The sequence below is a fragment of the Janibacter sp. CX7 genome (assembly GCF_024362365.1).
Classification (GTDB): domain Bacteria; phylum Actinomycetota; class Actinomycetes; order Actinomycetales; family Dermatophilaceae; genus Janibacter.
Window position 1 is genome coordinate 3,080,320 of record NZ_CP101464.1, and the last position, 26,456, is coordinate 3,106,775.

Consider the following 26,456-nt stretch of genomic DNA (forward strand, 5'->3'; position numbering starts at 1 on the left):
CGCGCCCTACTCCGCGTGCAGCACCCGCAGCTCCTCGAGGACGACGGGCATGTCGCGGGCGAAGGCGCGGTCGTGGCTCGGGTGCTCGGTGAAGAACCGCTCGTGGACCTGCCGCCAGTGCTCGAGCGAGCGGTCCCCCTCGCCCTCCGCACGGGCGTGGTCGGCATCGACCTCGTCGAAGGGGACCACCCGCACCCGGGTCGTCACGACGAGCGCCCGCGGGCGGCCCGAGCCGTCGACGACGATGCCGAGCGTGCCCTCGGTGGGCAGGTCCTCCCCTTCGGCCTCGTAGTCCCAGAGCGCTGAAGCGGTCGCCGTCTTGTCCCCGGCGAGGACGAGCTCGAGCAGCTCGTCGGCCTGGTCGGGCGTCGCCCCGAAGGCCCATGCCGGCGGGCGGATCACCGCGAGCGGGTTGACCCCGGTGTAGGAGCTGACCTGCGCGAGGTCGGCGTGCTGCTGCGCGCGCTGCCAGAAGGCCTCGATCTCGTCCATGCCCCCATCGTGCCCTTCGAGGCTCGGCCGCGGGCGGCCTCGCACCTCAGGGATCGAGAACCACCCCGGCCGCGGGCGGCCTCGCACCTCAGGGATCGAGAACCACCTCGGCCGCGGCGGCCTCGCACCTCAGGGATCGAGAACCACCCCGGCCGTGGGGGCAGACGCGGACGCCCCCTTCGTCACGGGGAGGAGCCGTGACGAAGGGGGCGCCGAGTGCCCCAGGGTGGGTCAGGAGCCGTAGACCGAGCGGATGCCCTCACGGTCCGACGCGGTCATGCTCAGGTCGTCACTCGACCCGTTGCACTGCGGGTAGTGCATGATCGACGCCGAGTCGTAGGGGGTCAGCGGACGCCAGTTGTTGTCCTCGAAGCACGTGCCCGACTCGGGGCGGGTGTGCTCGTGACGGAAGCCGAGCGTGTGGCCGAGCTCGTGGGCGAGGATGTTGCTCGGGGTCCACGAGCCGGCGTTGAAGAGCTGGCTGGTGCTCACGAGGACGTTGCGGCTGCGCTTGGACGTGCTCGGGAAGAAGGCCCGCGCGATGTACTGCGTCGTTTTGGTCGGCTCGACCGAGAAGACGACGTTGTTGTTGCGCGTGGTGCAGCTCTTGTCCTGGCTGGAGACGTAGGTGAAGTTCACCCCGGAGGAGGCGGACTCCCACTGCGCGGCACCGCTGGCCATCGCGTCACGGACGCGGCCGTGGTCGGAGCCGAACTTCGTGCTGACGCAGTAGGTCAGGTTCTTGGCCTGCGTCGCGGTCCAGACGTCGTCCTTGCCGTAGACGGTGTTGACGATCAGAGCATCGCTCTGCTGCGGCGCGACGAGCTCCTGGTAGAACTCGCGCAGCTGCTTCTCGCCCTCCAGCGGGATGTCGCCGTTGACGATGTACTGGCGGTCCGCGTCCTGGTAGGTCTGCGTCTTGAACTCGTCGTACGTCGGCTCGTCGCTCGACGCGGCGTTGCTGACGCTCATGGCGCCCATCGACACGGTGGCGGCAATCGCCAGCACGCTCGCAACACGCTTCATCTGGTCATCCTTCGTCTCGTCGGAGGCGCGGTCGCGCCATCCGGGTGAAGGGAATGTATGACCGTGAAGGGCCCTCGCGGACCAGCGTCGGGTAAGGATCCGACCACCATCGTCGGGACTTCGTCAGGGTGCGGTCAGGCGAGGGTGGGGCACCCCCGGAGACAGGACGCCCCCTTCGCCCCGGGGAGGAAATCCGGGGCGAAGGGGGTATCCCTTCCCAGGGTGGTTCCCGAGCTGGGGGGAGAGGCTCAGGAACCGTAGACCGAGCGGATCCCCTCGCGATCCGCCGCGGTCATGCTCAGGTCGTCGGACGATCCGTTGCACTGGGGGTAGTGCATGATCGACGACGAGTCGTAGGGCGTCAGCGGACGCCAGTTGTTGTCCTCGAAGCAGGTACCGGCCTCGGGACGGGTGTGCTCGTGGCGGAAGCCGAGGGCGTGGCCGAGCTCGTGGGCCAGGACGTTCTGCGCGGCCCAGCCGGAGGAGAAGATCTGGTCCGTGTTGATCAGGACGTTGCGAGTCGACTTCGCGGTGCTCGGGAAGAAGGCGCGGGCGACGTAGCTCGCACCGCTCACCGGCTCCACGGAGAAGAGCACGTTGGAGTTGCGCGTGGTGCAGCTGGCGTCCTGGCTCGAGTCGTAGGTGAAGTCGACACCCGAGCTCGCGGACTCCCACTGGTTGCCGCCGGCCTGCATCGCGCTGACGATCGCCGCCTTGTCGGAGCCGAAGCTGTCACTCACGCAGTAGGTGAGGTTCTGCGCCTGGGTGGCGCTCCACACGTCGTCCTTGCCGTAGACCGTGTTGACGATGAGCTGGCTCTCGTACTGGGGGTTGACGAGCTCCTGGTAGAACTCGCGCAGCTGCTTCTCCCCCGCCAGCGGGATGTCCCCGTTGACGATGTACTGCTGGTCCGTCGGGTCCTGGTAGGTCTGTGCCTTGTACTCCTGGTAGGTCGGCTCGTCGCTCCCGTCGGCGTAGCCGAGGCTCGCCGCTCCCATCGAGATCGTGGCCGCGATACCCAGGACGGTTGCAGCGCGTGTGGTGGTGCGCTTCATGTGGCGTTTCCCTTCATCACCCGGCGACACGGTCGTATCGCCTTCGTGACGGGACGCTATGCGCCGCCCTCACCACGACTCCATCCTCGCGCCGTCAAGAGTCGGACAGGCGCCGTCAGGACTTCGTCAGGAGGGTCGAAGGGGGGTCAGCTCCCGGTCTCGCGGAGCCCGGCGACGATCTCGAGGGTGCGGATCCGCTGCGCCAGCTCCGGGGCGGGGTTGGTCATGATCAGCTCGTCGGCGTCGGCGAGGGCGGCGAAGTCGGCCAGCCCGCGGGCCACCTCGTCGGGGTTGCCGACGACCGTGTGGGTGAGCATGTGGCGGGCCTGGGCACCGACGTGGGTGTCCATGAGCGCCGTGACCATCTCCTCGTCGAGGCTGCCCGAGCCGACCCGGCCGGCGAGCATCCGCACCCGGGCCCGCAGGACCCGGTCGGCGGCCTCGACCGCCTCGGCGGAGTCGTCGGCGGCGATGACGTTGAGCGCCGCGATGACGTGCGGCTGCTGCAGCTGCTCGCTCGGGGTGAAGCGCTCGCGGTAGACCCGCACGGCCTGCTCGAGGGCGTCGGGCGCGAAGTGGGACGCGAAGGCATAGGGCAGGCCGTAGGCGGCGGCGAGCTGGGCGCCGAAGAGCGAGGAGCCGAGGATGTAGAGCGGCACGCGGGTGCCGCGGCCGGGGTAGGCGTGGATCCCGTCGACCTGCGACTCGTCGGCGAGATATCCCTGCAGCTCGCGGACGTCCTGCGGGAAGGCCTCGGCGGCGCGCGGGTCGGTGCGCAGCGCGCGCAGGGTCTGGCCGTCGGTGCCGGGGGCACGACCGAGCCCCAGGTCGATGCGGCCGGGGTGGAGCTCGGCGAGGGTGCCGAACTGCTCGGCGATGACGAGCGGCGAGTGGTTGGGCAGCATGATGCCGCCGGAGCCGACGCGGATCCGCTCGGTGCGCGAGGCGATGTGCGCGATGAGGACGGAGGTCGCCGCGGAGGCGATGCGCGACATGTTGTGGTGCTCGGCAAACCAGAGGCGCTCGAAGACCCCGAGGTCGTCCGCGCGCTGCGCGAGGGTGACGGTGTCGGCGAGCGCCTCGCTGATCGGCTGGTCGCGGCCCACGGTGGCCAGGTCGAGGAGGGAGAGCTTCGGGATCACACCCGTCGGCAACCCCGTGCACAGCGCACCTATTCCCGGCGCGACTGTCCACAGGCTCCCACCGGCGAAGGGGGTCGTCCCCAGGTCATCGCGTGGTCGGGAGGCGTGCGACCCAGCGCCTACGCTCCTGCACATGGAGATGGGGGCGGCACGCGAGATGGCACGGGGGCTCATGGACGAGCACGGCCTGCAGGGCTGGCATCTCGTCGTCGACCGGGCCAAGCGACGTGCCGGGGTGTGCCGTTCGGCCGATCGCACCATCGGGCTGAGCGGCCCGCTCACCGAGCTGCACTCGCCCGAGCAGGTGCGCGACACCGTGCTCCACGAGATCGCCCACGCCCTCGCCGGGCCGCGGGCCGGCCACGGCCCCCGGTGGCGCGAGATCGCGGCGGCGATCGGCGCCGTGCCGCAGCGCTGCCTGCCGAGCGATGCCCCGACCGTGGCCGGCGCCTGGGTCGGCACCTGCCCGGCCGGCCACACCATCGACCGGCACCGACGCCCCACGCAGGTCTCCTCCTGCCGGGAGTGCAGCCGCTCCTTCGACCCCGGGGCGATCTTCACGTGGACCCACCACGGGCAGCCGGCGGTCATGCCCCCTTCGTACCTGCAGCAGCTCGCCGCGATCCGTCTGGCGGCGGAGCGGGCCGGCTCAGGTGACCTCGTCGCCGTCGGCGACCGGGTGCGCATCCTCACCCCGGGGCGCTACCAGGGTGTCGTCGGCGTCGTCGTCAAGCGAGGTCGCACCCGCTTCCACGTGCGGCGGCGCGGGTCCGTGCTCACCGTCCCCTTCGACCACGTCGAGGCCGCCTGAGCCGCCTCGAGGCCGTCTTGAGGGGCCCCCGGGTGCGGGAGATCCGGGCAACTCGTGGTTGGCTGGTGGGGTGAACGTTCGCGAGATCCTGCCCCCCGGCCTCGACCTGCCCGCTGAGGGCACGGTGACGATGTTCTCCACGAGCTGGTGCGGCTACTGCCGCCGCCTGAAGTCCCAGCTGGACCGCGAGGGCATCGGCTACACCGAGATCAACATCGAGACCACGCCCGGCACCGCCGAGCTCGTCGAGACGATCAACGGCGGCAACCAGACGGTGCCGACCGTGCTCTACCCCGACGGGTCGTCCGCGACCAACCCCTCGCTGGCCGACGTCAAGAAGCAGCTGCACTGACATGGCACGCATGTCCTCCGCGACCCGGACGGCCGTCGGCACGAGCATCGCCGGTGGGGCCATCTCCGCGCTGTCGGGGGCGCCGCACCAGCTGAGCCACCTCTTCCGCGGCCGCTTCCCGACCGTCGCCGTCACCGGCATGACCGGGGTCGGCAAGACCCGGCTGGCCGACCGCCTCGCCCGCCGCACCAGCGCCGAGAGCACCGTCGAGGTCGGCTCCGCGACGATGGAGCGCCGCACCCGACGCACCGCCAAGGGCCGCGGCTTCCGCTTCCGCGTCGTCCCCGGCGACAACGCCGCGACCCGGCTCGGCGCGCTCGACGAGGTCTTCCACGACGACCCGGTCGACGGCGTGCTGCACGTCGTCGCCTGGGGCCACGCCACCGCCCGCCGCACCGCCGGCACGTCCGGCGAGGCCGTCGCGACCCGCGAGGAGCTGCTCGCCGCCGAGCTCGAGGACTGGACGATCACGGCGCACCGCATCGCGTCGATGGCGCTGCGCCGCGACAAGCCGGTGTGGCTGGTCATCGTCGTCACCAAGGCCGACCTCTTCCCCGACGAGGTCGACGAGGCCGTGCGCTACTACTCGCCCGGCAGCGGCTCCCCCTTCGCCGCGAAGCTCGACGAGCTGCGCTCCCTCGCCGGTGGCGCCCGACTCTCGGTCGACGTGCTGCCAATGTGCACCGAGCCCGGCGAGGCGACCGGCAAGGCGGCCCGCAAGGACGCCGGCAAGCGGTGCAGCGCGATGCTCACCGCGCTCGAGGCGCGCATGGCCCAGCTCTCCGGCCACGCCTGATCCGAGTACGTCCGCTCCCACGAACGCCCCCCACCCTGCAAGACCCTAGGGTCTTGCGCAGTTGCAGACCCTGAACCCTGCAAAACCCTAGGGTTTTGCAGGGTTCGGCGGCTGCCGCCCGGGGTCAGAAGGTGTGGCGCAGGGGGTAGCCGCTCGTGCCGTCGTCGGTGGTCTTCGTCGCGAGCACCTGGGTGAGCTGGACGTCGTTGCGCTCGAAGCCGATCCGCGATCCGACGAGGTAGAGGCCCCACAGGCGCGCGGTGCCCTCGCCGACCTCGGCGACGCACTCGTCCCAGTGCTCCACGAGGTTGTCGACCCAGCCGGCGAGCGTCTTGGCGTAGTGGGTCCGGAAGTTCTCGGCGTGCTGGAACTCGAGGCCGGCGTCCTGCAGCTTCGCGATGACCGTGCCGGCCCCGGTGAGCTCCCCGTCGGGGAAGATGTAGCGGTCGATGAAGGCACCGGTGCGGGTCGGCCGGTTGTGGTCGCGCGTGATGCAGTGGTTGAGCAGCCGGCCGTGGGGCTTGAGCTTGTCGTGCAGCGAGGCGAAGTACGCCGGGTAGTTCTGGATCCCGATGTGCTCGGTCAGGCCGATCGAGCTGATCGCGTCGAAGTCCCCCTCGGCGACATCGCGGTAGTCCATGAAGCGCACCTCGGCGAGGTCACCGAGCCCCTCGCGGTCGATCGCCAGCTTGGCCCAGTCGGCCTGCTCCCGCGAGAGCGTGACGCCGAGGGCCTTGACGCCGTAGTGCTTCGCGGCGTGGCGGACCATGCCGCCCCAGCCGCAGCCGACGTCGAGCAGCCGCTGGCCGGGCTGGAGGTCGAGCTTGCGGGCGATGAGGTCGTACTTGTGCTCCTGCGCCTGCTCGAGCGTCGCGTCGGCGGTCGGGTAGACCGCGCAGGTGTAGGTCATCGACGGGCCGAGCACCATCTCGTAGAAGCGGTTGGACACGTCGTAGTGGTGGTGGATGACCTCCGCGTCGCGGGCGCGACTGTGCCGCAGGCCCTCCATGACACGGCGCCACCGCGGCAGGTGCTCCTGCGGCGGGGGCGGCGGCGGGTTGAGGTGCTCCCACCCGAGGCCGCGGACCAGCTCCAGCGCCTCGCGGGCCGTGGGGATGCGCCACCGGTCGGTGCTGCTCATCAGGTCGAGCAGGGGATAGATGTTGCCGGGGTGGAACCCGGTGCCCGTGAGGTCGCCGGCGACCCACGCCCGGGCCATGCCGAGGTCACCGGGGGCGGTCAGCAGGTAGCGCAGCCCGCGCTCGGAGCGCAGCTCGATGCCGATCTCGGCGTCCTGCGGACCTGCGGCGCTGCCGTCGTAGGCCGTGATCCGCACGGACAGACCCTCGGGGAGGATGCCGGAGAGGGCGTCGGCGATCTTGATCGTGCTCACTGTGTCCGAACCACCTTGTCGTAGAGGTCGGTCAGTCGGCCGGCCGGGTCGTATCGCTGCTGGACCGCAGCGAGGTTGGCGCCGCCGTAGAGGCGGTCGAAGACGTCACGCGGGTAGAAGGCCTCGGAGTAGAGCGACTTGTGCCCGCCGAGCTCGGTCACCCGGGCCTCGATGGCGCGGTTGCGCGGGCCCTGCGGTGCGTCGGGGCCGACGTGCACGGTGCCCCAGAAGCCGACGTTGACGTACGTGCGCCCCGGTTCGAGGGGGTAGCCGGGCCAGGTGCGGGCCTGCCCGTCGACCTCCCGCAGGCGAAGGGGGCACAGCCACACCGGCCGCATGCCGATCGCCTCGTCGAACCACCCGAGGAAGTCGGCCAGTCGGTCCGTGGGCACCTCGACGTCCTGGATGACCCGCTCCCGCCGGGGTCGACCGGCCCGCGCGTCGAGCCGGTCGACGATGCCGTGCCGTCGGTCGAGGGCGACGAGTCGGTGGTAGACGTCGGAGCGACGCCACCGCCGCGGCCACAGACGACGGACCGCCGGGCGCTGCACGCCGAAGGCACCCGAGCACCAGAACCAGTCGGTGTCCCAGCGCCACAGGTAGTCGTGCATCGTCAGCAGGTCGCTCGTGCGCTCCTGGAGCGAGCGGTAGAAGATCTGCTGGCCGGTGTAGTCGCTCGTCTCCCCGGCCTCGTCGGTCCACCGCGCGAGGGTCAGGTAGATCTCGTCGGGGGCGAAGGCCACCCCGTCGAGCCCGTCGATGCGCTCCCCGTCGTGCTCACCGGCCGCGACGAGCCGCTCGACGGCCTCGGCCGCCGACTGCGCGTCGTCGAAGCGCAGGTGCCGCAGCGCGACCCGCGGCGGTACCGCCTCGAGCTCGATGTGCAGCCGGGTGGCGTAGCCGAGGGACCCGTAGGAGTTGGGGAAGGCGTGGAAGAGGTCGGCGTGCTCGCCCTCCGGCCCGGCGGTGACGACCTCGCCGGACCCGGTGAGCACGTCCATCTCGAGCACCGACTCGTGGGGCAGGCCGTTGCGCCAGCTCGTCGCCTCGATGCCCAGGCCGGTGACCGCGCCGCCGAGGGTGATCGTGCGCAGCTGCGGGACGACGAGCGGGATCAGCCCGTGCGGCAGGGTCGCGGCGACGAGGTCCTCGTAGGTGCACATGCCCTGCACCTGCGCGGTCCGCGTGTCCGGGTCGACCTCGATGACCCCGGCCAGCCCCGAGACGTCGAGCCCCGGCACCTCGACCCGGGCGCGAGGGCGGAAGAGGTTGGACGTGCGCTTCGCCAGTCGCACCGGCGCCCCGTGCGGGATCGCCGCGTGCGAGCGGACCAGTCGCTCGACCGCGGCGTCGTGTGCCTGCCAGCCAATTACCTGCATCGAGCACACAACCTACTCCTCGGGCCGGCGGTCAGGACAGCGGGTTTCGTCCCGCGTCGGTGCTGCCCTCGACGGCGGCGCCGCCGAGGTCCTGCGTGGCGAAGCGAGCGACGACCTCGAGGCACTCGCTCGGCGCCTCCCACAGGTCGTTGTGGGTGCGGCCCGGCACGACGACCCGCTGCGACGACGAGATCCCTCGTGCCAGCTGCTCGCTCATCGCCAGCGGCACGAGGTCGTCACGCTCGCCGTGGACGAGCAGGGTCGGCACGTCGATCCGCTCGAGCAGCGCATCGGTCTCCCAGCGATCGGGGACCAGCTGCCGCGGGAAGACCCGCACGACCCGCTGCACCATCGCGGTCATCGAGGTGAAGGGCGAGACGAGGACGAGGCGGCCACAGCCCTCGTCGTCGTGGAGCAGACCCTGCGCGGCAAGGTGCGCGGCCACCGACGAGCCGAGCGACTCACCAACGAGCACCGTCCGCTCTGCGCGAAGGGAGAGGTGCGCCAGCCCGTCGCGTGCAGCCGCGAGGATCGCCTCCTGGTGCGGACGTCCCGCCGCCGGGCCGTATCCGGGGTACTCCACGGCCGCGAAGCCGAGGCCGTGCCGGGCGAAGAGCCCGGCGAGCGGGCTGATCGAGGCCAGGTCGGAGCCGTTGCCGTGCAGGTAGACGATCGTGCGACCGCCCGCCGGGGCCGGCGCGTGGACGAGGTGGGCGCCGCCGGGTGTCGTCTCGACGGGCAGCCCGCCCTCGGGGTCCCAGGCGGGGACCGGGTAGATCAGGCGGCGCAGCATCACCGGTCCGCCAGCTGCGGCAGCTCGCGCCCGTCGCCCGGGTCGGGCTGCGGGAGGACGTCGTCGGCGTCGACGAGATAGACCTCGTGACCGTCGAGTCGCAGACGGCGCGCCGTCTCGAGGATCATCCGGCGGCCGACGTCGGTCACCGAGTGCACACCGGTGAGGTCGAGCGCGATGCCCTGCTCCTGCGGCGGGTGCTCGGAGAGCCGGCGCACGACGTGCTCGGCCCCGCTGAAGCCGATCGTGCCGACGAGGTAGTAGACCCGCACCTGCTCGCCGCGGTGATCGATGACCCGGCTGGACTGGATGACCGACCGGGCGGGCGGCTCGACCTTCATGAGGTGCATGCCCATGTCGCGGGAGAGCCGCTCGAAGGTCTCGACGCCACGCACGCTGTTGCCATGGGCGTCGAGCGGCGGGGCGAACGTCGCCAGACCCGCCTGCCCAGGCATCGCCCCGATGATGCCGCCCCCGACCCCGCTCTTGGCCGGGATGCCGACGGAGGAGACCCAGTCGCCGGCGGAGTCGTACATGCCGCAGGTGAGCATGACCGACATGACGTGGCGGACCTGGGCGCCGGTGAAGACCTGCTTGCCGGTCACCGGCTGCACGCCGCCGTTGGCAAGGGTCGCCGCCATGAGCGCGAGATCGCGCGCGGTGACGAGCACGGCGCACTGGCGTGAATAGGCGCTCACGACCTCCTCCGCCGAGTCGGTGAGGATGCCGTGGCTACGCAGCATGTGGGCGATGGCCAGGTTGCGGTCGGCGGTGGCGACCTCCGAGCGCCACACGTCCTCGTCGACGGACAGCTCACGACCGGCGAGGTCGGACAGGAGCCGGATGATCCGCTCGACCCGCTCGTGGGGCGCGGTGTCGGGCTCGCCGACGAGGGTGTGGGCGGTGATCGCCCCCGCGTTGATCATCGGGTTGCGCGGGCGGCCACTGGCGTCGAGGGAGAGCTCGTCGAAGGGTTCGCCGCTCGGCTCGACGTCGATCCTCTCCAGGACCTGCTCCAGACCGTGGTCGCGCACGGCCAGCCCGTAGACGAAGGCCTTGGAGATCGACTGGATCGTGAACTCGTGCTCGGCGTCACCGACGGCATAGACCTCGCCGTCGATCGTCGCGAGCGCGATGCCGAAGCGGTCGGGGTCGACCTTCGCCAGCTCGGGGACGTAGGAGGCGGGCTCGCCCCCCTTCGTCGCGGAGCAGGCCTCGGCGACCTCGGTCAGGTAGTCGGGCACGGGAGAACGCATGTCCCGATCCTGTCAGGCAGAGGCGGGCTCGTCACCGATGATCACCGGCTCGACGACCTCGCCCGTGGACCGCCCGCGCGCGTCGATCACCCAGCCGAAGTGCTTGAGGGTGCGCAGCATGAAGACCGAGTCGACGCGGGAGAGCCAGGGCAGGCGGTCGCCGAGGAGGCGCTCGAGACGCAGGAGGTCCGACGGCGAGCGCGCCCACACCGACACGAGCAGGTTGCTCTCCCCCGTCGTCGACACGCACAGCCGCAGCTCGGGCAGGGTCGCGAGCGCCGCGACGGTGCGCTCCTTGGCCTCCTCGGGGACCCGCGCCAGCCACGTGCAGTGCAACGCCCAGAGCGTGGGGTCCTGGGCGACCTCGCAGCGGAAGGCGAGCTCACCCGTGGCGATGACGCGCGCGAGGTGGCGCCGGACGGTCGCGGGGTTGCGCCCCGTCCCGCGCCCGATGGCCGCGGCCTCGACCCGACCGTCCGCGCGAGGGCCGCGACGATCGGCCCGGCATCCCGCGGCATCGTCGCGTCGCCACCGGGCCTCGGCGGCCAAGGTCATCGGCCTGACGGTCGGCCTGACCGTCGCCTTCTACACGTGGGCCATCGCCGCGCCCGCCCACGCGATCGCGACCCTCGGCATCGACGCCCAGTCGGCCCTGTGGGCGGGCGTCGTCGCCAACCTCGTCTTCATCGCCGTGCTGCCCCTGTGGGGCCGCCTGTCCGACCGCATCGGCCGCAAGCCGGTCTTCGCCGCGAGCGGACTGGGCATGGCGGCGGTCTCCTTCCCCATCAACGCCTACCTGCAGGACTCGGCCGTGCAGCTGGCCGTGTCGATGAGCGTCGCGCTCGTCTTCATCGCCGCGGCGGCCGCGATCCTCCCGGCGGTCTTCGCCGAGATGTTCCCCACCCGCATCCGCACCATCGGCGTCGGCATCCCCTACTCGATCGCCGTCGCCCTCTTCGGCGGCACCGCGCCCTACCTGCAGACCTGGCTGGGCACCGAGGTCGGGCCGCGCGCCTTCGTCACCTACTCGGTGGTGCTGCTGCTCGTCTCCGCCGCGGTCGTGCTCACGATGCAGGAGACCAAGGGCAAGGACCTGCTCGAGTCCTGACCACGACGAAGGGGGTGACCCACCGCAGGACGCGGCGGGTCACCTCCTTCGTGCGGCTGGGTCAGGCCAAGCGATGGCCTTATCCGAAGATGTCGTCGAGGACCTCCTTGATCCGCTTGTTGGCCTCGTCCGTGCGCTGTCCGGTCTCGAGCAGTTCGTCAGCCTCGTCTGGCGAAAGACCCTCGACGCCTTCGCTACCCTCGGCCCGCGCGTCCCTCTCGACGGGCTGGTCGAAGTACCCGTCGAAGTCCTTCTTGGGGTCGACGTAGTTGCCGGGAAGTGAGTTTTCCTCCCACTCCTGGACCTGCTCGTGGGTCACTCCGTCGGGATAGCTGTCCTGGCCCGTGGCCGCGTCGATGGCTCGCTCGATGGCACTGGGCTGGTTGTGCCTCATCTCGGACTGACCCGCGTGCCTCATCTCGTGGTAGATGGTGTGCAACATCATCGGGTCGTCCATGTTGCCTGCGTTGATCTTGATCGAGTACGTGCCGTCACCGTTGTCGATGGACACGCCGTTGGAGGTGAAGTTTGGGTCGTCGACCCAGATGATGCTGGGTGTCGGCTCGATGCCATACTTCTCCGCCTCACGCCGGACGATCTCGCGGAAGATGGCTTCGCGCTCCTCGGTCGTGTAGCCCTCCCACTTGTCGGTCATGCCGTCCTGGAGCTCGCCGTAGTCAGCGGCGGCGCGCGACTGGCCCTCTTCGAAGAGACCCGGGGACGTTCCACCGCTCCCCCCGCCGGAGCGCACCGCGCCTTCGCTGACACCATCCTGCTCGTCGGCCTGTGCCACGGCCGTCTTGCCCATGGCCGCGACCAGAGCGGCGGCCTGGGTGAGGCAGCGGTCAGCAGGGGGCCAGGCCCCGTGGGCGAAGGCCTCGAGATCCTGTCCGGACCAGTTGTCCAGCAAAGTCGCGAGCAGCCCGCGCCCCTGGGTCGCCAGCTCTTCCAAGGAGCGTGAGCTGGCGATCAGTTGCCCACCGACCTCCCGCAGTCGAGCGGTGTCCGACCCATGGGTGATGCCGCCCGCCATCAGAGCTCACCCCCGAGGCTGCGCGCGTCTTCGAGCGCGAACCAGACACGGCCCCCCGCAGCGTCCTCGTGACCATCGAGGACTCGGCCATCGGCCTGAAGCACCGCCTGCTGCACCGGCCGGATGTTCTTTGCCCTGAGGACGTCGTACTCATCCGCGACTCGCAGGACCGACCACGGTCGCTCCCGGGTCCCGTCCCCGGTCGACAGGATCGAGGTGATCGACAGCTGTGCCATCAGTCGCTCGCGCCGGGCAGCAGCCTCGTCTCCCACCTCCTCGAAGGCCGATGCGAGCACGGCGTGCGCCCGCGGGTTCAGCGCTGCCCCAGGCATCTTGCCCGTCAGCGCACGGATGGTGTCGCTGGCCCGTCCGTCGTCGAGCGAGGTGCCGACCACGGCTGCAACGTCCAGATCCGGGTCGAAGGTGGGCGAACCCCTGACGACGGAACGCAGCTCCCGGAGCCGTTCTGGTTGCGGGTCGTGGACGTAGGCCCCCACCAAGTCGGTCAACGTGGTCGCGCCTGTCACGTGAGTGTCCCCCTGGATCCCGTCCGAAGCCCTGATTGCGGTCGACCCTAGGGTAAGACCCCCTGCAGTGGTCGATGGGGAGCTCTCCCCTGTGGAGCAACTGCGGCTTCACATACGGTGGTCAAGGACCATCGCCCATCAGCCGAGGAGCCACCATGCTCGTTGTCCTGCGTGCCGTGTCGGTTGTGACCGCCCTGGCACTCACCGTGACTGGGTGCTCCGCCGATCCAGGGAGCAGCATGAACATTGAGGTGTCGACCGCCTTCCACGGAGACGGCTCTGCCAAGGACACCGATCCGACGATCACCCGGATCAGCGCGAGCCCAGGCGAGGTCGCAACGATCGACCATGCCGGCGACACGGTACAGATCACCGTGGACTCGACATCCGAGTCGGCGGTGGAGATCTCCACAGACCGCCGGCTGGCCAAGCGAGTCGACGGTGGTCGTGATCTGCGCAACCTCGAGGACAAGTTCACCGTCAGCACGGACAGTCCCCTGCACATCTCCACGCCGTCGCTCGATGGATACACGGAGTACGAGGTCACCTTGGTTCCATGAGCCTCGCCCCTCGCTCCACGCGAAGCGAGGGCCCCCAGCGGCTGGGTCAGGCCAACGGCACGCACACCTCGGTGACGAGGTCCTCCGGCGCGGCGGCCTGCGAGGGGTCGACGAGATAGCGGTTGAAGCCGAGGACGGCGATGTCGTCGTCGACGCCGGAGCGCGGGGCGAGGGTCAGCCCCTCGGACCGGACCAGCTCGTCGATGCGCGTGTGCGCCTCGCTGATCAGCGTGTACGGCCCCTCGACGTGGGCGAGGACGACCTCCTGCTCGGGCAGCTCGTGCACCTCGAGGGGCGCCTGCGCGGTGGTGCCGGGGGGCACGGGCAGCCAGATCGACAGGGTCGGGTCGGCCTCGCGGTACTCAGGGTCGTGCTCGAAGACACCGCACGGACCGGTGGGCGTCAGCCCCTGGCGCCCGAGCTCGGGCAGGAGCCGCTCCCACAGGCGCCCCTCCTGGTCGTAGGCGGGGACGGTGCCGCGCAGGGCGACGACGGTGCGGGCGGGGACGGTCGTGCGGGTGACGGTGATGGTGGACATGGCAGTGCCTTCCTGGTCGAGGAGCTGGTCGATGAGTGCCAGCCGCTCCTTGGCCGCGCGCAGCTCGTCGCCGAGGGACTCCCGCTGCAGGGCGAGTGCCTGCCGGTAGCTCTCGGTGCCGTGGGTGGCGAGGAGGACCGAGATGGCGGACACCGTGAATCCCACGTCGCGCAGCCGCCGCACGTGGGCGGCCTCGGCGAGCTGCTCCGGCGCGTAGCGGCGGTAGCCGGAGGCGGCGTCCACGTCGGCGGGCACGAGGATCCCGTGCTCGCCGTAGTGACGCAGCATCCGCACGCTGAGCCGCGACCTGGAGGAGAAGTCGCCGATCGCCATGAGGTCCGGGGTGTCGGTCATGGGCACCACCCTGACGCCTCACACGGTGTGAGGGTCAAGACCTCCGTGGGAACCGCGAGGCACCCCCGCCCGTCCCATCCACGACACCGACCCAGGAGCGACCATGACCCGGCGACACCTCACCCTCACGACGGCCCTCGCCGTGCTGCTGCCCCTCGGTGGGTGCGGGGTGCTCGACCGGGACCAGGAGCCGGTCCCGCTGACGATCACGGCGAGCGACTGGAACGGCTGGGACCCCGACCACGAGTCGACCGACACGACGACCGAGGTCGAGGCGGTCGAGGGCCAGACCCTCCGCGTCGACGACGACCTCGAGATCACCTTCACCGACGTCGACGACGACGAGGTCGAGATCCGCACGGCGGACGCGATGTCGCCGGCCGACGGGGGCGGCGGGATCGACCTGCTCGACCCGGAGCACGACTTCACCGTCGAGCGCGGGACCCCGCTGAGGCTCGCCACCCCGACGACGGACGCCGGCACGAGCTACCGGCTGGAGCTCACCGACTGAGGGTCACCAGATCGACTCGACCCACTCCGGGTGGTCGATGAAGGGGTTGCGGTTGCCCTGCCAGTTGTCGAAGATCCGCTCGTTGCGCCGCTGCTCGAAGGCGTCCGGCGGGTCCTGCTGGCTCCACTGCTTGAGGACCGACAGCCGCCCCATGTAGGGGTTGGACCCGTTGTTCACCTGGTCGTTGACCTCGAGGTCGACCATGTCGCCGGCCTCGTAGCGCACGGCCATGTAGAAGATCATCCGGGCGACGTCGCCCTTGACCGCGTCGCGCGGCTCCCACGAGTCGCTGTCGGCGTAGTTGCCCGGGGCCTCGTCGTTCTCGCTGCCGCCGTTGTCGAAGTCGAGGTTGCCGCGGTCGCTGTTGACCGTGACGTCGGTCGGGCGCAGGTGGTGCAGGTCGGTGCCCGGGCCGTTGGACGTGCCGAAGTCGCCGTGGCTCTTGGCCCAGACGTGCTCGCGGTTCCAGTTGTCGGCGTCGCCGCCGTTGTTCGACTTCGGCGAGCTCGTGCCCTTGTAGAGCAGGACGACGTTGTTGGTGTTCTGCGGGTCCTCGTCGACGTCCTTGATGCCGTCCCAGACCTGGTCGTAGGACAGGACCCGGTTGTTGCTGATGATGTCGTGGAGCTTCGACTTCAGGGCCGCGCCGGTCAGGCCCGCGGTGCCGTCGTAGTAGCTGCCGGGGTCGGTCGGCTCGCCCGGGTCACCGGGGTCCTCCGGGTCCTCGGGGGTGGTCCCGTCGGCCAGGCCGATGGCACTCGTGCCGGTCATCCCGGGGTGGGAGAAGTAGCTGGCGAGGGCCCCGGTGACGTCGACCTGCTGGCCCATGAGGTCCGGGTTGGAGGCCAGGCCCCACTGGGCGCGCAGGGCCGAGGGCACCTGCACGTAGAGGATCTTCGAGGTGTCGCCCTCCCCCTTCGTCGCCGCGATCGCGATGGCGTAGTCGTTGGGGAATCCGCTCGTCACGACCCGGTCGGTCGCGGTCGGCTGGCCGACGACGTGGCCGCGGACGGTCTGGGTGGACCCGTCCTGCCGGGAGAGCGCGTCGGCGACGGTGAGCGGCGTTGCGGCAGAGGCACTCTGGCCGGCGACCGCGGTCGTCGACGACGGGACGGCCTGCGAAGGGAGGATCGGGACGGCGACGAGGGCGACGGCGGCGGTGGTGCCGGCGAGTCGACGGAACATGCGGGACACGGGCGGACCTCACGGGGGTGGGTGAAGGGGGTCGCGCCCATGTTCGCGACCCCCTTCGGTCCGCGGGTGAACGATAGGTCAGGACCGGGTCGCAGTTCTCTCCCGGTCCTCCCTGAAGCCCCGCACTCGTCAGGACTCGAGGGACCCCGGCGTGCACAAGAGGTCGTCCTGGTGCATCTCGTGACGTTCGTCTGCCGCGAGAGGCCTCAGGACGACCTCTTGTGCTCGGGGATGCGACTCAGATCGTCGCGGCGTCGATGACGAAGCGGTAGCGCACGTCGGAGGCGACGACGCGGTCCCAGGCCTCGTTGACCTTGTCCGCCGGGATGACCTCGATCTTGGCGCCGATGCCCTTGTCGGCGCAGAAGTCGAGCATCTCCTGGGTGCCGGGGATGCCGCCGATGTTGGAGCCGGCGAGGGCCTTGCTGCCCCCGATGAGGGCGAAGGCCGGGACCTCGAAGGGCTCGGCCGGGGCGCCGACGTTGACCAGGGTGCCCTCCGGGGCGAGCAGCGACAGGTACTTCTTGATCGGCAGGTCGGCGCTGACGGTGTTGAGGATGAGGTCGAACTTCCCGCGCAGGTCGGTGAAGGTCTCGTCGTCGCTCGTCGCCCGGTAGTCGGTGGCGCCGAGCGCGAGGCCGTCCTCCTGCTTCTTCAGCGACTGCGAGAGCACCGTGACCTCGGAGCCGAGGGCGACGGCCAGCTGGACGCCCATGTGCCCGAGCCCGCCGAGACCGACGACCGCGACCTTGGAGCCCTCGCGCACACCCCAGCGGCGCAGCGGCGTCCAGGTCGTGATGCCGGCGCACAGCAGCGGGGCCGCGACGTCGAGCTCGATGCCCTCGGGGATCTTCAGCGCGAAGTCGGCGTCGACGACGACGTGCGTCGAGTAGCCACCCTGCGTGATCGTGCCGTCGCGATCGGTCGCGTTGTACGTGCCGATCGCGTCGGGGCAGTACTGCTCGTTGCCCGCCCGGCAGGCATCGCACTCGCCGCAGGAGTTCACGAGGCAGCCGACGCCCACGCGGTCACCGACGGCGTGCTTGGTCACCTCGGAGCCGACCTCGGCGACGACACCGGCGATCTCGTGGCCGACGACGATCGGGTAGTGCACGTCGCCCCACTCGGCCCGGGCCGTGTGGATGTCGCTGTGGCAGATGCCGGCGTAGGCGATCTCGATGAGGACGTCGTTGGGGCCGACGTCTCGACGCTCGATGGTCGTCGCGGTCAGGGGTTCGGTGGCGGACGGGGCCGCCCAGGCCTTCACGGTGCGCACGGGGCGCTCCTCTCGAGACAGGAGATGGGGACGACCTCAGTCAACTCCTGCACCCCCTTCGTCAGCAAACGCAGGCGGGTGCCTGCCCCACGGACGAAGGGGGGTCCGCACCCTGTCGCCGGGCCCCACCCGACCGCTGGGATGGGGAGGTGACCACGACGACCGCACCGCGCGCCCTCCCGTGGCCCCTCGTCCTCGCGATGGCGGCCGTGACGCCCTACCTGGCGCTCAAGCTGCTGTGGCTCACCGGCTCGCCGATCGGCCTGACCGAGGCCGCGACGGAGACGATGCGCTCGACCCGCTTCGTCGTGGGCAACCTCGTCACCGTCGGCCTCGAGCTCGTCGCGCTCGGCCTGGCCTGGTCGCTCACCCGCCCCTGGGCAGATCGACTGCCCGCACGGCTCTTCGCCCTGCTCGCCGCCGGCGCGAGCGGGCTCCTCGCGCCGATCCTGCTGGGCATGCCGCTCGGTCAGGTCGTCGAGACGATCGCCCACGGACGCCCGTCCGTGGAGGGCGAGGGGATGGCGGCCTGGGTCTTCGGGTGCGTCTACGGCGGGTTCACCCTGCTCGGTGTCGCCCTGGCCGTGCTCCTGTGCCGGTACGCCGACGGCCGGTGGGGCGCCAGCTTCGCCAGCCCTCCGCGGGTGCAGCGCCGCCTGACCTTCGCCCTCGGCGCGGTGACGGTCCTCCCCTTCGCCCTGGCGATGGGGTGGTGGGGTGTGGCCGGCCCCGGTGACGCGGGACCGCAGGGGATGGAGGCGCCGGTCCAGCGCACGGTCCTCGTCGTCAGCGGGCTGCTGGCGCTCGCCGCCGTCGTCGCCCCGTCGGCGCGCCTGGCCGTCCCACCGCAGCGCGGTCGGCTCCCTCACCTCGTCGTGTGGGTCGGCTGCTGCACGGCCGCGCTGCAGGGCCCGACCCAGCTGCTGCTCGCCCACGGCGGGACCCTCCAGCCCGCCGTCGCGGCCATCACCCTGCTCGCGACGCCCGGCGCGCTCGCCGTCCTCGCGGGCGTCCACGGCGACCTTCGGTCGGTGGGTGCCCGATGATCCCGAGACCTTCGAGCTGATCCTCCTCGCACGGACGGCCCGGGGCCTCGCCACCACCATTCCGCACTTCAACGGCCCGGGCACCGGACGACAAGCGGCTCCTGCGCTACGTCACGGGACGTAGCGCAGGAGCCGTGGGCGCACCTCGGACTCAGGCGTCGACGGTCTGCTGCTCCCAGGCCGCGTACCCACCGACGAGGTCGGTGACGTCCGCGTGGCCGACCGAGCGCAGCAGGCTCGCCGCGACGGACGAGCGCCACCCGCCGGCGCAGTGCACGAGCAGCGGACGGTCGGTCGGCAGCTCGTCGTGGCGGCGGGCGAGCTCGGCCAGGGGGATGTGGACGGCGCCGGGGATGACCTGCCCGTCGGCGCGCTCGCCGGCATTGCGCACGTCGACGACGACGGTCTGCTCGGGCAGCGCCGCGAGGTCGGCGACCTCGGTGCGCTCGCTCGTCGTCATGAGGGGGGCGAGCGGACCGTCGAGCGTGAGCGGCGCGGCGACGTGGCCGACGACCGCGTCGTGGCCGATCCGCCCCATCCGCAGCGCCGCCTCGGCCGCCCGGCCCTCGGGCGCCACGAGGAGGACCTCGGCGGCGTGGTCGACGACGGTGCCGACCGTCTCGGCGAAGCGGCCGTCGAGGCCGACGTTGACCGAGCCCGCGAGGTGCCCGCGGGCGAAGTCCTCGGGCGAGCGGGCGTCGACGACGGTGACGCCGCCGGCGATCGCGGCGACCACCTCGGCCGGCGTGAAGGGGACGACCGACTGCCCGGGCTCGAGCAGGTCGCGCTGGCGCAGGTTGAGCATGGCATCGACCTGGAAGTACGCGGGCGCGGAAGGTTGGCCGGTCGTCACCATTCCGATGAAGTCCTCGACCGACATCTCCGCAGCAAAGGGATTGCTCGCGCGCTGCGCCGCGATCGTCGACTCGAGCTCGTCGGAGAGCCCACGGCCGCAGGAGGACCCGGCACCGTGCGCCGGCATCACCTTGGTCTCGTCGGGCAGCGGGAGCAGCACGTCGTGGAGGGTGTGGTGCATCGCCGTGGCGAGGTCCTCGGCGGTGGAGCCGTCGGAGACGACGAGGTCGGGCCGGCCGACGCCGCCGATGAAGAGTGAGTCGCCGGTGAGCACCGCGTGCGGGACGCCGCGCTCGTGCACGAGGACGCTGATCGACTCCCACGTGTGACCGGGGGTCTCGAGGATCTCGAGGGTGACCTCGTCACCGAGCTCGATGCGGTCGCGCCCGGCGAGGGTGCGCACCTCGAACTCGGCGCGCTCGGCCGCCGTCGGCCCGTAGCCGATCCACGCGCTGGTCGCTGCGGCCAGCTCGAGGTGACCGGCGACGAAGTCGGCGTGGACGTGCGTGTTGATGACCCCGACGATCGTCAGGTCGTGCGCCGCGGCGTCGGCGAGGTACTGCTGGATGTCGCGCTGGGGGTCGACGACGACGGCGCGGCGGCTCCCTTCGTCGGCGATGAGGTAGGAGCCGTGCGAGAGGCAGCCGAGGTAGTACTGGGTGAGGATCATGTCGGTCTCCTTCAGTTCCGGCCGCCGCGCAGCTGCGCGAAGACGGCCTCGGGGGTGGGCTCGTGGCGACGGTTGTGGGGCATGCGCGCGAGGAGCGCGCCCATCGCGCAGGTGTTGGTCAGGGCGGCGCCGGTCAGGCCCGCGCCGATGCCCGCGGAAAGCCACTTGGCCTGCGGGACGACGGTGCTCGCGAGGATGCCGGTGAGGACGACGGAGCCGGCGACGAGGCGGACCTGACGCTCGAGATCCCAGCCCCCTTCACCCGCGACGACGTCACCGCCAGCGCTCTCCCACGCGGTGATGCCGCCGTCGAGGACGTGCAGGTGGTCCGTCCCGGTATCGGCCAGGGCGCTCTCGGCCCGGGAGGCGCGCGCGCCCGAGCGGCACACGAGGACGACGTCGTCGTCGAGGTGCTCGGCCAGCTCGCGGCGGTGCTCCTCGAGGAGCGGCAGCGGCACGTTGTAGGAGCCGGGGATGTGCGACGCGGCGAACTCCGCCGGCGTGCGCACGTCGACGAGACGCGGGCCAGCCGGCTCGGCGAGCCAGTCCCGCAGGTCGGTCGCGGTGAGGGTCATAGGGCGGGTGGTGACGGTGGTCATGGGTTCCTTTGATCGGGGATGGACGAAGGGGAGGTCAGTCGGGTTGGTCGGGAGCAGGTTGCGTCAGGCGAGCAGCCCGGGGAGGGCCTGCGCGGCGGTGAGGGCCGCGACGCCCAGGACGAGGACCGCGAAGGCCTTGGAGAGGCGCTGCGCGGGGATGCGGTCGGCGACGCGGCTGCCGAGGAGGCTGCCGACGACCGCCGCCGCGGCGAAGCCGAGGATCAGCGGCCAGTCGAGCTCGCCGGCGCCGTGCTGGAAGCGGGCGACGAGGGAGGTCGCGCTGTTGACGGCGATGACGAGCAGGGAGGTGCCCACGGCGACCGGCATCGGGAAGCCGAGGACCATGACGAGCGCAGGCACGACGACAAAGCCGCCGCCCACCCCGAGGAAGCCTGTGAGGAGGCCGACGAGACTCGCGGCGACGACGAGCTTGAGCAGGCGCGGGCAGGCGCAGGTCACGGGGTTGAGGGTGAGGATCGGCTCGTGCCGCCCGAGGTCGGCCTCCGGGCGGGTGCCGCGACGCAGCATGAGCACCGCCACGACCGCCATGAGGACCGCGAAGGTCGTCATGAGGACATCGGGGTCGACCGCACGTGAGGCCGCGGACCCGGCGACAGCGCCGACGACGCCGAGCAGGCCGAAGGTCAGCCCCTGACCGAAGCGCACCCGCCCGACCCGGTGGTGGGCCGGCAGGGAGAGAGCGGACGTGATGCCGACGATGACGAGCGAGCCCGTCGTCGCCGCGACCGGCCCCTGGCCGAGCAGGTGGACGAGCACGGGCACGGCGAGGATCGAGCCGCCACCGCCGAGGGCACCCAGGGCAAGGCCGATGGCCAGCCCGAGCGGGACGACGGCGAGGAGTGCGACGAGGTGCATGGGCCGGAGATTAATACCCCCGGGGGTATAGTTCAACCGGGACGGAGCCGTCGCCCTGCGGTTGACTGATACCCCAAGGGGTATATGGTGATCGATGTGCACCCAGACAACGGGAGAACGAGATGCAGTACGCCCTGACCACGACCGTGAACGCCCCCTTCGACCGGGCCCTGACCGCAACCCGCGAGGCACTGGCCGACGAAGGTTTTGGTGTGCTCAGCGAGATCGACCTCGCCGGCACGCTCAAGGCCAAAGTGGACGCCGACCTCGATCCCTACGTCATCCTCGGCGCCTGCCGCCCCCAGCTCGCCGAGCAGGCCGTCGCGCACGAGCCGTCGATCGGGCTCCTCCTGCCGTGCAACGTCGTCGTGCGCGCTGACGGCGCAGCGCGCAGCGTCGTCGAGGCCCTCGACCCCGACATGATGGTCGGGGTGACGGACAACGACCGCCTGAAGGACGTCGCGTCCGACGCCCGCACCCGCCTCGACAACGCTCTGGCCTCGCTGCCGAGCAGGGTCTCCTGACCCACTGACCCGAAGGAGAGAGACATGGTCACCCTCGACATCGAGGACATGGGCCCGGTCATCAACCGGCTGCGCCGCGCACAGGGTCAGATCGGCGGCGTGATCCGCCTCATCGAGGAGGGACGCGACTGCAAGGACGTCGTGACCCAGCTCGCCGCGGCAAGCCGCGCCCTCGACCGCGCGGGCTTCGCCATCGTCTCCTCGGGCCTGCGGGAGTGCCTCTCCTCGCCCGACGGGGTCGACGAGGACGACCGCGCCGCGATGGAAAAGCTCTTCCTCACCCTCGCCTGACGCCCGGCGGCGGGGGCGGCTGCCCGGGCGGGGGTCCCCCCGTCGCCGGAGGGTGCGAGGAGGCCTGTGCCGCAGCCGGATCCGCTGCCTGCCAGGGGACCAGACCGCGACGCAGCCCCTCGGCGATGTGCTCGATCGCCCGCCCGCTCTGCTGCCAGTCACCGGCCTCGGTCTCCCACGCGAACTCCCAGCCGTCCCGCACCTCGACGTGCCAGTGCCGGCCGAAGACCATCCGGCCGAGCAGGGCGAAGGGGAGGACGAGCAGCAGGAGCAGCATCTCGAGGGCCACGACGATCGACAGGATGACGAAGGGGATGATCAGGATCAGCAGGAAGACACCGATGATCGCGCTGATCGGGTCGTCGCCGAGTCCGCCGCCGGTCGGCACGTCGGCCCAGTCCCCGACGCGGCTCTTGCGCCGCCACGGCATCCACCGCCGCGACACCCGCCACGTGCGGCCCCTGGGGTCGACGACCTTCATGACACTCCCTCCGTCCGGTCGGACCCACCCTGCCAGTGGAGGTCGCCTGCCGCGGTGGGGAGCGCTCCCCATCGAGGACGGTCGCGGTGGCTCGATAGCGTCGGTCACGGACGAAGGGAGCGGACGTGGCCGTGACGCAGGGCGGGGACCCGCAGCGGATGCGCGAGGTGAGCGAGCAGCTCGCCGACAGTGCGGAGCACCTCCAGGGCATCACCCATCGGGGCACCGGGCTGCTGGCAACACTGCTCGCGAACTGGTCGGGCCTCGACGCGCAGGGCTTCGCGCACGCGTGGCCCGACGCCCGGTCCGCCCTGGTCCGGGCGGAGGCGACGTGCCGCGCGATGGCGACCGGCCTGCAGCAGCAGGCCGACGAGCAGGAGCGTGCGAGCGCGGGGCGCACCGGGGCGATCGCGGGCGTGAGCGCGGGGCGTGCGCTCGGCACGGGATCGCCCGACGCCCTGGCCGGGCTGCGGGCGCCGATCGTCACCGGCCTGACCGATCTGCCCCTGACCAACGAGCTCACCGCGCCGGCCGCACCGCCGCCGCCCGCCGACGACCCGCTCGAGGGGCAGCTCGGCGAGATCCCGCCCGAGGTCGCGGCGCAGTGGGAGACCTACACGGACGACGAGCGTCGAGCGATCCTCGAGCAGATGGTCCTCGAGCAGGCGGAGGAGTACGGCATCGAGCCGCCACCGATCGTCACCTTCAAGAACACGAAGGACCTGGCCGGCGAGTACTACGACCCCAACCTGTGGAACGGCGGTCGCGGCCGGGTCGTCATCGACGACACCAACCTCGCCGACCCCGACGTGCTCAACACCGCGTCGCACGAGACCCGCCACGCCATGCAGCAGCAGGCCGTGGAGGATGGCACGACGAGCTGGTGGGAGGACTGGCGCGGCGTCGAGCCGACGTACGACAACGGGGTGACGCCCGAAGAGGTGGAGGCCTGGCACGAGAACCAAGGCGACTACACCGAGTGGGACGAGGACCCGCAGGGATATGTCGACCAGCCGCTCGAGGCCGATGCCTTCGAGGAGGAGCGTCGCCGAGCCGAGGAGCTCACCCCCGAGGAGCTCGACCGACTGCTCGAGGCCTCCGAGTCCGGCTGACCCTCACGCCTCCCGGGCGACGAGCCAGCGCAGCAGCGGCGCGACGTCGTCAGGCAGCGGTTCGTCGCTGGCCGTCCAGCGGACCTCGTCGATCTCCCCGGCCGGGTGCACGACCGGCCCCGTGACGTCCGACAGGTGCGGGTGGCGGAAGACGCTCGCGATGAGCGGTCGCCCCGCCTCGTTGGCGGCCGCGGTCCGGTGGACGGCGACGAGCTCGAGCCGCTCCGCGTCGAGCACGAGGCCGAGCTCCTCCTCGACCTCGCGCAGCGCGCACTCCGCGGCGGTCTCGCCCTGCTCGGGCTTGCCGCCGGGGTGCATGAAGGCGGCGGTGCCGCGCTTGCGCACCGTGAGCACCCTCCCCGTGGCATCGCGCAGGTCGACGGCGCTGACGACGATGGCGTCACCCACGTCACGGGGCCGGTCGCTCGCGAGCGCTGCGTACGCGAGCGTGTCCGTCCACTCGCCCTTGCTGAAGAGGTCCTGCCGGTGGGTGGCCTCGTGCCGCATGCCGAGGCGCTCGCACAGCGCGGCCGAGGCGAGGTTGCGGGCATCGAGCTCGGCGACGACGCGGTGCACGCCGTGGTGGTCGAAGGCATGGTCGAGGACCGCTGCAGCGGCCTCCGTCGCGAAGCCCTGCCCGGCGACGTCGGGGCGGAAGGACCATCCGACCTCGCAGGTGGCGCCGGTCGCGTCCCTCGCCCACACGGCGACGTCGCCGACGACCCGCCCCTCGTGCTCGACGACGAGTGCCAGCGCCCGCCTCGGTCCGTCGAGGCCGGTCCGCTCGACGCGCTCGGCGATGCGCTCCCGGGCGACCGCCGGGGTCCACGGTGGCTCGAGCAGGTGACGCGCCACCTGCGGGTCGCCGTAGTACGCGAGGCTGGCGTCGAGATCGTCGTGGGTGTAGGGCCGCAGGAGCAGCCGCTCCGTGATGATCGGCAGCAACGGGGCGGGGCCGATCATGCCGGGTCGAGGACGAACCACACGTCCGGACCGTCGACGACCTCGTGCACGTCGACGACCCGACCGTCGACGGTGCGCGTGGCCTGACGGCGGGGGGTCACCCCCTTCGCCCGCATGACGTCGTACTCGTCGGCGACGCGCAGGACGGACCACGGGCGCTCCTGCGTGCCGTCTCCCGTGGCGAGCACGCTCGAGACCGACAGCGTGTGCAGGGTGGCTTCGCGCTGGGCAGCGGCGTCGTCACCCAGCGCCTCGTGGGCTGCGGCGAGCAGGAGGTGGGCCGAGGGGTTGAGGGCGGCACCGGGCATCTTGGCCCGGACCGCGTCGAGCGCCTCGCGGTGTCGGCCGGCCTCGAGCAGCGGGACGGCCTCGCGCAGGTCGACGTCGGGGTCGAAGCCGGCCGACGACCGGACTGCGTGACGCAACGCGGCCAGGTTGTCCGGTGTCTGCTCGCTCAGGTACCTCGTCACGAGCTCTCGCAGGCTCTCGGCGTGGGCTTCGCTCATCGTGGCTCCTCGGGTGGTCCTGCTCCGACCGTATCCGTCGCGGTGGGCGCTGACGCGGCCCGGCCCACTCCCCCTTCGTCCCAGCGCCACGCACCGACGCACACCTGCCTCTCAGGGGACCTGCCTACGCTGGCCGGGTGACCAGCGCCGCCCAGCCCTCTGGCCTGCCCGAGCTCTCCGACGCGTCCCTGCGCCAGTTCGCGCAGATCCGCGAGGACTTCACCCGGATGATGCTCGGCTACCGCTTCGGCATGGAGCAGGTGGCCACGCGGCTGGAGATCCTGCGCGAGGAGTTCGCCGAGCTGCACCTCGACAACCCGATCGAGCACATCTCCACGCGGGTCAAGAGCCCCGAGTCGATCCTCGAGAAGGCGGCCCGCCAGGAGGTCCCGCTCGAGATCCCGGCGCTGCGCGAGCACATCACCGACATCGCCGGCGTGCGCGTCATCTGCTCCTTCGTCGCCGACGTCTACCGGCTGATGGCGGCGCTCACCGAGCAGGCGGACATCTCCGTGCGCGTGGTCAAGGACTACATCGCCAACCCCAAGCCCAACGGCTACCGGTCGCTGCACGTCATCCTCGAGATCCCGGTCTTCCTCTCGTCGGGGCCCGTCCAGGTGCCGGTGGAGGTGCAGTTCCGCACCGTGGCCATGGACTTCTGGGCGAGCACGGAGCACAAGATCTTCTACAAGTACGAGGGTGACGTGCCCGCCCACCTGCGCCAGCGGATCACCGACGCGGCCGCCACGGCGGCCCGGATGGACGAGGAGATGGCCCAGCTGCACCGGGCCGTCCACGGCACCGACTGAGGCCCCGGCCGGCCGGTCGCACGCCCCGCTCTACGCCCCGTCGACGACGCCGGCACGGCAGGCGCGCCCGGGTCCAGAAAAATCTCCACAGGGCCGTTACCAAACCGTGTCCCGATGCCCTACTCTTC

Annotated in this window: 30 protein-coding genes and 1 pseudogene; 11 read left to right on the forward strand and 20 right to left on the reverse strand. The window is 71.5% G+C overall.

The window, feature by feature from the left end; all coding sequences use genetic code 11:
- Window positions 1–6 precede the first annotated feature (6 nt).
- From NMQ01_RS15175 to NMQ01_RS15190, 4 genes are all read right to left on the reverse strand, one after another.
- Window positions 7–492 (reverse strand): ASCH domain-containing protein, encoded by a 486-nt coding sequence (locus NMQ01_RS15175; protein WP_255184733.1) that lies wholly within the window; start codon window positions 490–492, stop codon window positions 7–9.
- Window positions 493–723: 231 nt separating this feature from the next.
- Window positions 724–1,518, reverse strand: coding sequence for a M57 family metalloprotease (locus NMQ01_RS15180; RefSeq protein ID WP_255184734.1), 795 nt, complete (start codon window positions 1,516–1,518; stop codon window positions 724–726).
- Window positions 1,519–1,766: 248 nt separating this feature from the next.
- Entirely contained in the window at window positions 1,767–2,573 is an 807-nt protein-coding gene (locus tag NMQ01_RS15185; protein ID WP_255184735.1) for a M57 family metalloprotease, read from the reverse strand.
- 146 nt (window positions 2,574–2,719) lie between these two features.
- Window positions 2,720–3,715 (reverse strand): LLM class flavin-dependent oxidoreductase, encoded by a 996-nt coding sequence (locus NMQ01_RS15190; RefSeq protein ID WP_255184736.1) that lies wholly within the window; start codon window positions 3,713–3,715, stop codon window positions 2,720–2,722.
- Window positions 3,716–3,848: 133 nt separating this feature from the next.
- Here NMQ01_RS15190 and NMQ01_RS15195 point away from each other — a divergent pair, with 133 nt between their 5' ends.
- The 3 genes from NMQ01_RS15195 (at window position 3,849) to NMQ01_RS15205 (ending at window position 5,674) form a co-directional block, all read left to right on the forward strand.
- A complete protein-coding gene (locus NMQ01_RS15195; protein WP_255184737.1) occupies window positions 3,849–4,526 on the forward strand; it encodes a SprT-like domain-containing protein in 678 nt (225 codons plus the stop codon).
- A 130-nt stretch (window positions 4,527–4,656) separates the two neighbouring features.
- A complete protein-coding gene (locus tag NMQ01_RS15200) occupies window positions 4,657–4,878 on the forward strand; it encodes a mycoredoxin (RefSeq protein ID WP_255186388.1) in 222 nt (73 codons plus the stop codon).
- A 1-nt stretch (window position 4,879) separates the two neighbouring features.
- A complete protein-coding gene (locus tag NMQ01_RS15205) occupies window positions 4,880–5,674 on the forward strand; it encodes a GTPase domain-containing protein (RefSeq protein ID WP_255184738.1) in 795 nt (264 codons plus the stop codon).
- Window positions 5,675–5,798: 124 nt separating this feature from the next.
- Here NMQ01_RS15205 and NMQ01_RS15210 read toward each other — a convergent pair whose 3' ends face one another.
- From NMQ01_RS15210 to NMQ01_RS15230, 5 genes are read right to left on the reverse strand one after another with little or no spacing between them, the layout of a single operon-like run.
- Window positions 5,799–7,067, reverse strand: coding sequence for a cyclopropane-fatty-acyl-phospholipid synthase family protein (locus tag NMQ01_RS15210; protein WP_255184739.1), 1,269 nt, complete (start codon window positions 7,065–7,067; stop codon window positions 5,799–5,801).
- The gene (locus NMQ01_RS15215) at window positions 7,064–8,446 is read right to left on the reverse strand and encodes an FAD-binding oxidoreductase (protein ID WP_255186389.1); all 1,383 of its coding nucleotides are present in this window, start codon (window positions 8,444–8,446) and stop codon (window positions 7,064–7,066) included. The genes NMQ01_RS15210 and NMQ01_RS15215 overlap by 4 nt, the downstream gene beginning before the upstream one ends.
- Before the next feature lie 31 nt (window positions 8,447–8,477).
- A complete protein-coding gene (locus NMQ01_RS15220) occupies window positions 8,478–9,239 on the reverse strand; it encodes an alpha/beta hydrolase (RefSeq protein ID WP_255184740.1) in 762 nt (253 codons plus the stop codon).
- Window positions 9,239–10,495 carry a glutaminase gene (locus NMQ01_RS15225; RefSeq protein ID WP_255184741.1) on the reverse strand — a complete coding sequence of 419 codons (1,257 nt, stop codon included), beginning with the start codon at window positions 10,493–10,495 and terminating at the stop codon, window positions 9,239–9,241. The genes NMQ01_RS15220 and NMQ01_RS15225 overlap by 1 nt, the downstream gene beginning before the upstream one ends.
- A 12-nt stretch (window positions 10,496–10,507) precedes the next feature.
- Window positions 10,508–10,831 (reverse strand): Lrp/AsnC ligand binding domain-containing protein, encoded by a 324-nt coding sequence (locus NMQ01_RS15230; protein WP_255184742.1) that lies wholly within the window; start codon window positions 10,829–10,831, stop codon window positions 10,508–10,510.
- A 190-nt stretch (window positions 10,832–11,021) separates the two neighbouring features.
- On the opposite strand from NMQ01_RS15230, the pseudogene NMQ01_RS15235 reads away from it, so the two are divergent.
- A pseudogene (locus tag NMQ01_RS15235) lies at window positions 11,022–11,603 on the forward strand (MFS transporter); the annotation flags it as partial.
- Window positions 11,604–11,682: 79 nt separating this feature from the next.
- On the opposite strand, the gene NMQ01_RS15240 reads toward NMQ01_RS15235, so the two are convergent.
- Together NMQ01_RS15240 and NMQ01_RS15245 are read right to left on the reverse strand one after the other, a co-directional pair.
- Window positions 11,683–12,636, reverse strand: a complete 954-nt coding sequence (locus tag NMQ01_RS15240) for a hypothetical protein (protein ID WP_255184743.1) — start codon at window positions 12,634–12,636, stop codon at window positions 11,683–11,685.
- Entirely contained in the window at window positions 12,636–13,163 is a 528-nt protein-coding gene (locus NMQ01_RS15245) for a DUF4919 domain-containing protein (RefSeq protein ID WP_255184744.1), read from the reverse strand. The genes NMQ01_RS15240 and NMQ01_RS15245 overlap by 1 nt, the downstream gene beginning before the upstream one ends.
- Before the next feature lie 155 nt (window positions 13,164–13,318).
- Here NMQ01_RS15245 and NMQ01_RS15250 point away from each other — a divergent pair, with 155 nt between their 5' ends.
- Window positions 13,319–13,723, forward strand: a complete 405-nt coding sequence (locus tag NMQ01_RS15250; RefSeq protein ID WP_255184745.1) for a hypothetical protein — start codon at window positions 13,319–13,321, stop codon at window positions 13,721–13,723.
- A gap of 46 nt (window positions 13,724–13,769) precedes the next feature.
- On the opposite strand, the gene NMQ01_RS15255 is transcribed toward NMQ01_RS15250, so the two are convergent.
- On the reverse strand, window positions 13,770–14,615 hold the full coding sequence (locus tag NMQ01_RS15255) for a MerR family transcriptional regulator (RefSeq protein WP_255184746.1): 846 nt from the start codon (window positions 14,613–14,615) through the stop codon (window positions 13,770–13,772).
- A gap of 103 nt (window positions 14,616–14,718) precedes the next feature.
- On the opposite strand from NMQ01_RS15255, the gene NMQ01_RS15260 reads away from it, so the two are divergent.
- Window positions 14,719–15,126: a hypothetical protein gene (locus NMQ01_RS15260; protein WP_255184747.1), complete on the forward strand. Its 408-nt coding sequence runs from the start codon at window positions 14,719–14,721 to the stop codon at window positions 15,124–15,126.
- Window positions 15,127–15,129: 3 nt separating this feature from the next.
- Here the strand turns inward: NMQ01_RS15260 and NMQ01_RS15265 are convergent, their stop codons facing one another.
- Both NMQ01_RS15265 and NMQ01_RS15270 read right to left on the reverse strand, forming a co-directional pair.
- Complete coding sequence (locus NMQ01_RS15265) at window positions 15,130–16,311, reverse strand: endonuclease (RefSeq protein ID WP_255186390.1); 1,182 nt, start codon at window positions 16,309–16,311, stop codon at window positions 15,130–15,132.
- 247 nt (window positions 16,312–16,558) lie between these two features.
- Window positions 16,559–17,596, reverse strand: coding sequence for an NAD(P)-dependent alcohol dehydrogenase (locus tag NMQ01_RS15270; protein WP_255184748.1), 1,038 nt, complete (start codon window positions 17,594–17,596; stop codon window positions 16,559–16,561).
- Window positions 17,597–17,745: 149 nt separating this feature from the next.
- On the opposite strand from NMQ01_RS15270, the gene NMQ01_RS15275 reads away from it, so the two are divergent.
- Window positions 17,746–18,642 (forward strand): hypothetical protein, encoded by an 897-nt coding sequence (locus NMQ01_RS15275; protein ID WP_255184749.1) that lies wholly within the window; start codon window positions 17,746–17,748, stop codon window positions 18,640–18,642.
- A 151-nt stretch (window positions 18,643–18,793) separates the two neighbouring features.
- Here NMQ01_RS15275 and NMQ01_RS15280 read toward each other — a convergent pair whose 3' ends face one another.
- The 3 genes from NMQ01_RS15280 to NMQ01_RS15290 form a co-directional block, all read right to left on the reverse strand.
- The gene (locus NMQ01_RS15280) at window positions 18,794–20,167 is read right to left on the reverse strand and encodes a rhodanese-like domain-containing protein (RefSeq protein ID WP_255184750.1); all 1,374 of its coding nucleotides are present in this window, start codon (window positions 20,165–20,167) and stop codon (window positions 18,794–18,796) included.
- A gap of 11 nt (window positions 20,168–20,178) precedes the next feature.
- The gene (locus NMQ01_RS15285; RefSeq protein WP_255184751.1) at window positions 20,179–20,766 is read right to left on the reverse strand and encodes a rhodanese-like domain-containing protein; all 588 of its coding nucleotides are present in this window, start codon (window positions 20,764–20,766) and stop codon (window positions 20,179–20,181) included.
- Window positions 20,767–20,829: 63 nt separating this feature from the next.
- Window positions 20,830–21,642, reverse strand: coding sequence for a sulfite exporter TauE/SafE family protein (locus NMQ01_RS15290; protein ID WP_255184752.1), 813 nt, complete (start codon window positions 21,640–21,642; stop codon window positions 20,830–20,832).
- A gap of 122 nt (window positions 21,643–21,764) precedes the next feature.
- Here NMQ01_RS15290 and NMQ01_RS15295 point away from each other — a divergent pair, with 122 nt between their 5' ends.
- Entirely contained in the window at window positions 21,765–22,166 is a 402-nt protein-coding gene (locus NMQ01_RS15295; RefSeq protein WP_255184753.1) for a DUF302 domain-containing protein, read from the forward strand.
- A gap of 24 nt (window positions 22,167–22,190) precedes the next feature.
- Complete coding sequence (locus NMQ01_RS15300) at window positions 22,191–22,457, forward strand: metal-sensitive transcriptional regulator (RefSeq protein WP_255184754.1); 267 nt, start codon at window positions 22,191–22,193, stop codon at window positions 22,455–22,457.
- Here NMQ01_RS15300 and NMQ01_RS15305 read toward each other — a convergent pair.
- Entirely contained in the window at window positions 22,444–22,938 is a 495-nt protein-coding gene (locus NMQ01_RS15305; protein WP_255184755.1) for a hypothetical protein, read from the reverse strand. The genes NMQ01_RS15300 and NMQ01_RS15305 overlap by 14 nt on opposite strands.
- Window positions 22,939–23,063: 125 nt before the next feature.
- Here NMQ01_RS15305 and NMQ01_RS15310 point away from each other — a divergent pair, with 125 nt between their 5' ends.
- On the forward strand, window positions 23,064–24,050 hold the full coding sequence (locus tag NMQ01_RS15310; protein WP_255184756.1) for a WXG100 family type VII secretion target: 987 nt from the start codon (window positions 23,064–23,066) through the stop codon (window positions 24,048–24,050).
- A gap of 3 nt (window positions 24,051–24,053) precedes the next feature.
- Here the strand turns inward: NMQ01_RS15310 and NMQ01_RS16015 are convergent, their stop codons facing one another.
- Both NMQ01_RS16015 and NMQ01_RS15325 read right to left on the reverse strand, forming a co-directional pair.
- Complete coding sequence (locus NMQ01_RS16015) at window positions 24,054–25,013, reverse strand: GNAT family N-acetyltransferase (RefSeq protein ID WP_369694819.1); 960 nt, start codon at window positions 25,011–25,013, stop codon at window positions 24,054–24,056.
- Entirely contained in the window at window positions 25,010–25,519 is a 510-nt protein-coding gene (locus NMQ01_RS15325) for a DUF4919 domain-containing protein (RefSeq protein WP_255184757.1), read from the reverse strand. The genes NMQ01_RS16015 and NMQ01_RS15325 overlap by 4 nt, the downstream gene beginning before the upstream one ends.
- Before the next feature lie 137 nt (window positions 25,520–25,656).
- Here NMQ01_RS15325 and NMQ01_RS15330 point away from each other — a divergent pair, with 137 nt between their 5' ends.
- Window positions 25,657–26,328 carry a GTP pyrophosphokinase family protein gene (locus NMQ01_RS15330; RefSeq protein ID WP_255184758.1) on the forward strand — a complete coding sequence of 224 codons (672 nt, stop codon included), beginning with the start codon at window positions 25,657–25,659 and terminating at the stop codon, window positions 26,326–26,328.
- The last annotated feature ends 128 nt before the right edge of the window (window positions 26,329–26,456 follow it).

Coding starts and splice junctions, on each gene's coding strand:
- NMQ01_RS15305 (WP_255184755.1), bottom strand. CDS start 22,938: ATGAAGGTCGTCGACCCCAGGGGCCGCACGTGGCGGGTGTCGCGGCGG.
- NMQ01_RS15200 (WP_255186388.1), top strand. CDS start 4,657: ATGTTCTCCACGAGCTGGTGCGGCTACTGCCGCCGCCTGAAGTCCCAG.
- NMQ01_RS15175 (WP_255184733.1), bottom strand. CDS start 492: ATGGACGAGATCGAGGCCTTCTGGCAGCGCGCGCAGCAGCACGCCGAC.
- NMQ01_RS15215 (WP_255186389.1), bottom strand. CDS start 8,446: ATGCAGGTAATTGGCTGGCAGGCACACGACGCCGCGGTCGAGCGACTG.
- NMQ01_RS15290 (WP_255184752.1), bottom strand. CDS start 21,642: ATGCACCTCGTCGCACTCCTCGCCGTCGTCCCGCTCGGGCTGGCCATC.
- NMQ01_RS15205 (WP_255184738.1), top strand. CDS start 4,880: ATGGCACGCATGTCCTCCGCGACCCGGACGGCCGTCGGCACGAGCATC.
- NMQ01_RS15195 (WP_255184737.1), top strand. CDS start 3,849: ATGGAGATGGGGGCGGCACGCGAGATGGCACGGGGGCTCATGGACGAG.
- NMQ01_RS15220 (WP_255184740.1), bottom strand. CDS start 9,239: ATGCTGCGCCGCCTGATCTACCCGGTCCCCGCCTGGGACCCCGAGGGC.
- NMQ01_RS15250 (WP_255184745.1), top strand. CDS start 13,319: ATGCTCGTTGTCCTGCGTGCCGTGTCGGTTGTGACCGCCCTGGCACTC.
- NMQ01_RS15240 (WP_255184743.1), bottom strand. CDS start 12,636: ATGGCGGGCGGCATCACCCATGGGTCGGACACCGCTCGACTGCGGGAG.
- NMQ01_RS15300 (WP_255184754.1), top strand. CDS start 22,191: ATGGTCACCCTCGACATCGAGGACATGGGCCCGGTCATCAACCGGCTG.
- NMQ01_RS15185 (WP_255184735.1), bottom strand. CDS start 2,573: ATGAAGCGCACCACCACACGCGCTGCAACCGTCCTGGGTATCGCGGCC.
- NMQ01_RS15295 (WP_255184753.1), top strand. CDS start 21,765: ATGCAGTACGCCCTGACCACGACCGTGAACGCCCCCTTCGACCGGGCC.
- NMQ01_RS15285 (WP_255184751.1), bottom strand. CDS start 20,766: ATGACCACCGTCACCACCCGCCCTATGACCCTCACCGCGACCGACCTG.
- NMQ01_RS15260 (WP_255184747.1), top strand. CDS start 14,719: ATGACCCGGCGACACCTCACCCTCACGACGGCCCTCGCCGTGCTGCTG.
- NMQ01_RS15280 (WP_255184750.1), bottom strand. CDS start 20,167: ATGATCCTCACCCAGTACTACCTCGGCTGCCTCTCGCACGGCTCCTAC.
- NMQ01_RS15255 (WP_255184746.1), bottom strand. CDS start 14,615: ATGACCGACACCCCGGACCTCATGGCGATCGGCGACTTCTCCTCCAGG.
- NMQ01_RS15225 (WP_255184741.1), bottom strand. CDS start 10,495: ATGCGTTCTCCCGTGCCCGACTACCTGACCGAGGTCGCCGAGGCCTGC.
- NMQ01_RS15325 (WP_255184757.1), bottom strand. CDS start 25,519: ATGAGCGAAGCCCACGCCGAGAGCCTGCGAGAGCTCGTGACGAGGTAC.
- NMQ01_RS15180 (WP_255184734.1), bottom strand. CDS start 1,518: ATGAAGCGTGTTGCGAGCGTGCTGGCGATTGCCGCCACCGTGTCGATG.
- NMQ01_RS15265 (WP_255186390.1), bottom strand. CDS start 16,311: ATGTTCCGTCGACTCGCCGGCACCACCGCCGCCGTCGCCCTCGTCGCC.
- NMQ01_RS16015 (WP_369694819.1), bottom strand. CDS start 25,013: ATGATCGGCCCCGCCCCGTTGCTGCCGATCATCACGGAGCGGCTGCTC.